Source organism: Cytobacillus sp. IB215665, assembly GCF_033963835.1.
Classification (GTDB): Bacteria; Bacillota; Bacilli; order Bacillales; family SM2101; genus Nanhaiella.
The window spans coordinates 86,745-94,281 of the sequence record NZ_JAXBME010000008.1 but is presented as its reverse complement, the minus strand read 5'-3'; the positions used below and the strand labels follow the sequence as shown (position 1 = coordinate 94,281).

Here is a 7,537-nt window from a genome sequence, read left to right as displayed (position 1 = left end):
TTCGAAAACTAAGCAGTGCAATCATTACCAAATCACAGCTACAAGAGGTTTTGTGAGAATATCCACGTTGTATAAAAAGAAAAGATGCCACGACATATATTTAAATGCGTGTTTAATTACTTAGTACGATAAACAGGATATAGAAGCGAAAACAACTTTCCGTAAAGGAAAAGAAACGAAAACAGATTATCGACTTGTTTATTTTGTTTAGAGAAAGTCTGAGCCTTTTTCTTGAGAGGTAGGCATTAGCGTAAACATGATTAACAGAAATATCATACCATGTAGCATAATACAAGATATTAGGAGTGATATTTCAGTATGGTTAAACATATAAGCACTTCCAGCTGCTGTGGTAAGACCGCGAAAGGTGATTGTAATATTAGTATCGAGGATTGTTGTTTATGTGAAATAAACGGTTGTATCGTTCAAGATTGTATAGATCCAAATACAATGATGCCAGTAGTAGATCAATACGAGTGTTCAACGTGCGCAGGAGATTGGTGTATTAATATTCAAAATGACTCGATTTACTGTGATCCAACAATACCAGCTTCAAATACTAACCAAATAGAAAACTGTACAATTATCGCAAGATTATTATCACCTACAGGTGATGTTGTAAAAGAAATTAGAGTATTCCCAGGGCAAAAAAAGTCGATTGTAGCAAAGAATGTGTGTGCGCTTGAAATACAGGGTGAACAGGCTAGCTTTGTGAATTCATGTGTTGATGGTGCTCCTAACGATGTGTGTGTGGATATAATACCAAATACTATACAACCTACATGTAACCAAGTAAGAGGTTCATATGAAGGCACAGTAAGAATGCTTGCTAATCCTCCAGCATGTAACTGTTAACTGTTATTTCGTGGTGGCTAGTTCAGTTTTAAAGAGGTTAATGACGTTCTAATAGTGTATAAAGACTTAATTTTGGTTTCTAACAAGGTTATGCTCATTAAAAAAAACATTTATACCGTTGGTTTTTCCTTTTCATGGAGTGATATAAGGGGGAGAGGGGGAGTTTTCGCAATGATAACAATGACACCAATCATAATTGAAAATCAACAATTTACTGCCATTACTGTAAAGCTTCCTAAGACGAATTTCATGGCAGTAACGAATGATAAAGGGTATATAATGTGTGGTGCGCTTGATGTAGCCTTGCTTAATGAAAAGCTAAAAGAAAGAGGAATCATAGCTGGGAGAGCAGTCGGGGTAAGGACAATTGAACAATTACTAGAAGCGCCTTTAGAATCGGTAACACTCGGTGCAGAAAAGTTAGGCATTATAAGTGGCATGAAAGGAAAAGAAGCGCTTTTGAAGATGGAATAGTCTGGTAAACTATATGTTTGCAGACTATTTTTTAAGTAAATTTTGTTTAATGATTCAGTTTTTGGGAGGAGGGGACTATGTAAACGTTTAAAATAGTGTATACTTTTACATAGGATCTTGAGTATCCATCACTATAATTGTGAGGAGTATTTTATGAGACTAGTATCAGTAGATTCATTACAACAAGGCACGAAATTAGCTAAGCCTATATACAATGATTTTGGACAAACATTGATTAATAATGATATTGAGTTAACTAACCGAATGATACAACGTTTAAAACAGTTAGGTATAACTTTTGTATACATAAATGATAACCGAACAAATGATATAAACCCAAAACAAGCAATTTCTATCGATTTACGGAAGAAAGCCATAAAAGAAATTGAACATACGTTTTTAGAGGTTAAAAATTCCAAACAATTTTTGAAATCATCAGCATTTAATGAAGCTTCACAACGTTTCAAAAAAATAGTTGATCAATTACTTCAAGAATTAAAGTCAAATAAAGATTTATTCACACTTTTAGCAGACATTTTTTCGTATGAACACTATATTTTTACCCACTCGTTAAATGTAACCATGTATTCGCTAGCGATCGGTCTAGAATTGAATTTAACAAATAAAGAATTAGAGACAATTGGTATTGGTGCATTACTTCATGATATTGGGAAATTGATGGTACCTAAGAATATATTACTTAAGCCAGGTAAATTAACAGATGAAGAGTTTGAAGAAGTGAAGAAGCATACGGAATATGGATTTGAAGCACTTCGCAAGATTGATACAATACCTTTGGTAGCAGCTCACTGCGCATATCAACATCATGAAAGGCTAGATGGATCTGGATATCCAAGGGGCATAAAAGGAAGTGAAATTCACTATCTTGCACGACTCATCGCTGTTGCTGATGTATTTGATGCAGTAGCATCTAATCGTGTATATCGAAAGGCTATGCTTCCCCATGAAGGACTGGAGATTTTATACTCTGGATCTGGAACTCAATTTGAAAAAAATATTGTAGAAGCTTTCCGCAAAGCTGTAGCGATTTACCCAGATGGCTTAGGTGTTGTTTTAAGTGATGGTCGAAAAGGTATTGTGGCAAAACAAAACCCAAATAGTAGTGATCGTCCAATTATTCGTATATTAGAAGAAAAAGGGCAAACTCTCACTTATCCGTATGATGTTAATTTAAGTAAAGAGTTGCACATTGTTATTGTTGATTGTGAAACGCGAACATTTACAAGTAATCAGGAGAAATTAATACCAAAATTCTAGCGTTAAATCCCCCTTGTCTGCATACATATAGCTTGTAAGGGGGGATCTTGTTTTGTCACTATACAACCGCCGTTTTCGAAAAAAAGGGCCGCTACCCTTTCGGTATGTTTTTTTATTAACATTTGTCTTTTTTATCTTTTCTACTGCTACTGGTTTATGGATTATTAATAAGGGAATTACACCAACGTTGATGGATGTGGCTGAGAAAGAATCAGAGAGAATTGCTACATTAGTCATAAATAATGCAGTAAATAAGCAGATCAAAGAGGGAATGGAGACAGAAGGACTAACTAATAATGTAACTACAGATGAGGATGGCTATATTTATATTACTAACATTGATACTGGAGTTATTAATAGTATATCAGCACAAATAACAAATAGGGTTCAACAAAACCTTGCGAAAGTTCGAAAAGGCAACGTAAATGAACTAGAGGTACCGGATGTAGATATCGAAACAGAAGGTGATGAAGAGGGAAATGGTGTTATCTTCAATATACCATTAGGTCAAGCAACTAATAATGCCTTGTTAGGTAATTTAGGACCGTCCATACCAGTTCTTTTTTATATGGTTGGTAGTGTGAAACCGAATGTAATATATGAAATGGAGCCCTGGGGAATTAACAATGTATTACTAATTGTGAAAGTAGAATTAGAGGTAAATGTGCAGGTGGTCATTCCGTTTGCTACTGAAACAGTTCCAGTAACGACGGATGTCATCTTAGTAAGTAAAGTCTTTCAAGGTAAAGTACCAGATTTTTATAATGGCGGTGGCGATACTACACCTTCTATTGAAATTCCTATGAATTAAGCTTGTTTTAACTACATTTTATTGATATAATAATTTCAAACTGAATAATTAACCTTATCTGATCGATGAGGTAGAGGACGCAAAAAGTATGATTAGGCTATGTAAGGATGACAACGATGATCATAGCTGAAAGGATTTTTTGCCGAAGTGAAAATAATTTGTCGAAAATATTTTTGCTGGGGTTACCTTGAATAAGGGTAACACTGTCATTATGGAAAGCATCGTTGCATATTTCATAATGGAGGGCTACTGATCGTGATGGAGGATAACATAACATTACAAAGAGTAATGATAGGTTATTTTCTATCATTACTCTTTTTGTGCTTGTTTCATTTTATTTAAATTAGTAGCCCTCCAAAAAAATTTTTTAGGAGGTTATTTAAATGAGTGGAACAATTTATTCGCTAATTCCACCACTGTTGGCAATACTTATGGTTATTGTCACGAGGAGAGTTCTTCTATCACTAGGGGTAGGGATTGTGTCTGCTGCTCTACTTCTTCATGAATTCTCTATTACCGAAGCTGGTAAGTCAATGTGGGGTAGTTTCTCAGCAATTTTTGTATCAGAGGGAGCAAACGGAGCAGGCGCAGCTCTTAATACTTGGAATGTGTATATTATTTTCTTTTTACTATTATTAGGATTAATTACTGCATTTATTTCTATTTCAGGTGGTAGTAGAGCTTTCGGAGAGTGGGCATTAAAACGTGTAAAAACTAGAGTTGGGGCACATCTAGTTACTGCATTTTTAGGGATTATTATTTTTATTGATGATTATTTTAACAGCTTGGCAGTAGGGCAAGTGAGCAGACCCCTTACAGATCGTCATCGCATCTCTCGAGCAAAGCTAGCTTATTTGATCGATTCGACCTCAGCGCCGATATGTGTAGTATCACCTGTATCAAGTTGGGGAGCATACATTATCGGTATAATTGGTACAATCCTAGCGGCACATAGTGTTGCAGATATAACACCGTTTGCTGCATTTGTACAAATGATTCCGATGAATTTTTACGTAATCGCAGCGATAGCAATGGTGTTTATAGTTAGTATTTATAATGTTAATTTAGGTGTTATGAAAACTCATGAGCAAAGAGCTATTGATTCTGGGAATGTTGTTGACCCTGACAAAAAAGAAGTACCTGGTGAATTGAAAGAAAATTTACCTGTGAGTGACAAAGGTTCAGTTTGGGATTTAGTACTCCCTATTTTAGCTTTAATTGTAGGTGTAGTCGTAGCGATGATTTGGACAGGTTGGGCAAATGTTGCTGAGGGAACTGCTGTTACTGCACTAGCTATATTTGAAAATACAGATGTAACTGGTGCATTGTTATACGGTGGTTTATTCGGTCTGTTAGTTACTTTAATTATGTTTATTAGACAGGCTACGATTTCTCAGAAAATATCTTTTGAATTAATTCCGAAAGGTATTGTTGAAGGGATTAAATCAATGCTTCCTGCAATTTGGATCTTATTATTAGCATGGATGATTGTTGATCTAATTGGCCAGTTAGAGACAGGTGTATATTTAGCGGGACTTGTGGAAAGTTCGAACTTAAATATTGGTATGATACCAGTTATTATGTTTCTACTTGCTGGTATTATGGCGTTTTCTACTGGTACATCATGGGGAACGTTCGGTTTAATGCTTCCAATTGCTGGACAAATTGCGGCTACTGTAGATATAACAATATTACTTCCAGCTATGTCTGCTGTCTTAGCTGGCTCAGTATTCGGAGACCATTGTTCACCGATTTCAGATACGACGATTTTATCTTCAACAGGAGCTGGAAGTCATCATATTGACCATGTTTTAACGCAGCTTCCATATGCTATCATTGCAGCAGTAGTAGCTTCGATAGGATATTTAGTATTAGGATTTACGAATAGTACATTAATAGGGTTAGCTGTTGTACTCTTAATGTTAGTTGGTATATTTATTTTTGCCAAGCAGAAACGAAGTAGTAGTTCTCAGGCTGTAAATGCCGCATACAATAATAAATAGAATTGCAAGTGAGCCAAAAGGATCAGCTTAAGCACTCATTGAAAGTATAAGGGTTAGGTACTCTAATATATTATACAAAATAATGAGTTTTAAGAGCTGATCCTTTCTTTTTACAACGAAATTTTCCTTAAAAAGCTTATGAATAATAGTATTTGAGCATACTCTACCAATGGTTTGTTTTTATCCATTATTTTGAAATATCTTTTTTGTAAAAAAACAAATAATGTTTTGACAAATGTCATTAGAACTAGCTATACTATGAATAGATTATATTAAATAATCAGAATATATAAAACTTTCCGTTTAAATTTAGTGGAGTTGAAATCATTCTTTTTTACTAGATACGGAGAGGTAAAATATTAAAAGGAGGTAATGCAAATATGGATAATCGTCCACAGTGGGGAACGCGTGCTGGATTTATATTAGCTGCAGTAGGTTCAGCTATCGGTCTAGGTAATATTTGGCGTTTCCCAGCAACAGCTTATGAAAATGGGGGAGGAGCATTCTTTTTACCGTACTTATTCGCATTAATAACTGCCGGTATTCCACTTCTTGTTATGGAATTTACAATCGGCCATAAATATCGTGGCTCAGCCCCTCTATCATATGCAAAAGTAAGTAAAGGCTCAGAATGGCTTGGTTGGTGGCAGGTTGCAATAGCCTTTGTCATTTCAACGTATTATTCAGTTATCATTGCCTGGGCAATGAGCTATACTAAATTTGCATTTGATCTAGGTTGGGGTAGCGACACAGAAGGATTTTTATATGCTGATTATTTGAAACTCGCTGAAACTCCAGGAGACTTCGGAAGTATTGTTCCAGGTGTATTCATTCCACTAATTATTGTGTGGGTTGTTACACTAGGAGTATTATTCGCTGGAGTTAAAAAAGGAATTGAGTTTGCAAACAAGATTTTTATACCGACACTTGTTGTATTATTCTTAATTATTGTAGTTCGTGCTATAACATTAGATGGTGCTATTGATGGTTTAAATGCTTTCTTTAAACCTGATTGGAGTGTCATTTCAGACGGTAAAGTATGGGTAGCAGCGTACGGACAAATCTTCTTTAGTTTGTCAATTGCTTTTGCAATCATGGTTACTTATTCAAGTTATCTTCCAAAGAAATCTGATATTACAAACAATGCATTTATTACTGGATTTAGTAACTCCTCTTTTGAGTTATTAGCTGGTATCGGTGTATTCAGTGCTCTAGGTTTCATGGCAGCTTCACAAGGTTCTTCAGTCAGTGATGTTGTAGCAGGTGGAGTTGGTTTAGCATTCGTAGTTTTCCCTGCAATTATTAATGAATTTCCAGCACTTAACGCGCTATTTGGAGTGTTGTTCTTCGGTTCATTAGTCTTAGCTGGATTATCATCCTTAATTTCTATCGTGGAAACGTATGTTGCTGGTGTTCAAGATAAGTTCAAAGTATCACGTCCAGTAGCTGTATTAATTGGTGGAGGATTATCAGCTATCATTTCAATTATTTTTGCAACACAAGGTGGCTTATACTTCCTAGATTCAGCTGATTATTTCATAAACAACTTTGGTGTTGCTTTAGCTGGATTATTTGAAGTAATAGCTGTTGCTTGGCTTGCAAGAGAGTTAAAGAATTTACAAAGTCATGCCAATTCAGTATCAGATATTCGTCTAGGGGTTTGGTGGAGACTTTCACTTGGTGTAATTACACCAGTGGTATTAGGTTATATGATGTTTGATAACCTACGTACTAATCTTACTACTGAATATGGAGGCTACCCAAGAGAGTTTCTATTCAATTGGGGATGGACAGTCGCTATAGGTGCGATACTTATCGGTGTTCTCTTAACATTGAAAAAATTTGATAGTCAAACATTAAGTATGAAAAAAGATAAGGAGGTATCTGGGTAATGGATGGTAGTGCAATCGTAATGATGGTCCTAGGTATTCTTATCATTTGGGGTGGTTTAGCAGCAAGTGTAACAAATGCTGTTATAAAAGCGAAGAAAAAATAACTAAGAAAAAGCATCGACAAACTGTCGATGCTTTTTTAGTAGGTTCGCAAACTTATTGCACCTATGCCATCAGCTTACGAAGATAAACGTGGTGCTCACTCTTTTTGTCTAGCTCTGCAT

General features: G+C 35.5%; 7 protein-coding genes and 1 riboswitch. All 7 genes read left to right on the top strand.

Features of this window, described 5'->3' with window-relative positions; translation table 11 throughout:
• Positions 1-318 precede the first annotated feature (318 nt).
• The 7 genes from SLH52_RS12255 (at position 319) to SLH52_RS12225 (ending at position 7,417) form a co-directional block, all read left to right on the top strand.
• Complete coding sequence (locus SLH52_RS12255) at positions 319-855, top strand: hypothetical protein (protein WP_320209561.1); 537 nt, start codon at positions 319-321, stop codon at positions 853-855.
• A 171-nt stretch (positions 856-1,026) separates the two neighbouring features.
• Entirely contained in the window at positions 1,027-1,329 is a 303-nt protein-coding gene (locus SLH52_RS12250) for a YunC family protein (RefSeq protein WP_320209560.1), read from the top strand.
• A gap of 153 nt (positions 1,330-1,482) precedes the next feature.
• Complete coding sequence (locus tag SLH52_RS12245) at positions 1,483-2,607, top strand: HD-GYP domain-containing protein (protein WP_320209559.1); 1,125 nt, start codon at positions 1,483-1,485, stop codon at positions 2,605-2,607.
• Positions 2,608-2,659: 52 nt separating this feature from the next.
• Positions 2,660-3,418 carry a sporulation protein YunB gene (yunB, locus tag SLH52_RS12240; RefSeq protein WP_320209558.1) on the top strand — a complete coding sequence of 253 codons (759 nt, stop codon included), beginning with the start codon at positions 2,660-2,662 and terminating at the stop codon, positions 3,416-3,418.
• A 63-nt stretch (positions 3,419-3,481) separates the two neighbouring features.
• Positions 3,482-3,675, top strand: a riboswitch (Lysine riboswitch).
• A 126-nt stretch (positions 3,676-3,801) separates the two neighbouring features.
• Positions 3,802-5,421 carry a Na+/H+ antiporter NhaC family protein gene (locus SLH52_RS12235; RefSeq protein WP_320209557.1) on the top strand — a complete coding sequence of 540 codons (1,620 nt, stop codon included), beginning with the start codon at positions 3,802-3,804 and terminating at the stop codon, positions 5,419-5,421.
• Positions 5,422-5,801: 380 nt separating this feature from the next.
• Positions 5,802-7,313, top strand: a complete 1,512-nt coding sequence (locus tag SLH52_RS12230) for a sodium-dependent transporter (RefSeq protein ID WP_320209556.1) — start codon at positions 5,802-5,804, stop codon at positions 7,311-7,313.
• Positions 7,313-7,417 (top strand): methionine/alanine import family NSS transporter small subunit, encoded by a 105-nt coding sequence (locus tag SLH52_RS12225; RefSeq protein WP_214481066.1) that lies wholly within the window; start codon positions 7,313-7,315, stop codon positions 7,415-7,417. Before SLH52_RS12230 ends, SLH52_RS12225 begins: the two co-directional genes overlap by 1 nt.
• The last annotated feature ends 120 nt before the right edge of the window (positions 7,418-7,537 follow it).

Coding starts and splice junctions, on each gene's coding strand:
- SLH52_RS12235 (WP_320209557.1), top strand. CDS start 3,802: ATGAGTGGAACAATTTATTCGCTAATTCCACCACTGTTGGCAATACTT.
- SLH52_RS12225 (WP_214481066.1), top strand. CDS start 7,313: ATGGATGGTAGTGCAATCGTAATGATGGTCCTAGGTATTCTTATCATT.
- SLH52_RS12230 (WP_320209556.1), top strand. CDS start 5,802: ATGGATAATCGTCCACAGTGGGGAACGCGTGCTGGATTTATATTAGCT.
- SLH52_RS12250 (WP_320209560.1), top strand. CDS start 1,027: ATGATAACAATGACACCAATCATAATTGAAAATCAACAATTTACTGCC.
- SLH52_RS12255 (WP_320209561.1), top strand. CDS start 319: ATGGTTAAACATATAAGCACTTCCAGCTGCTGTGGTAAGACCGCGAAA.
- SLH52_RS12245 (WP_320209559.1), top strand. CDS start 1,483: ATGAGACTAGTATCAGTAGATTCATTACAACAAGGCACGAAATTAGCT.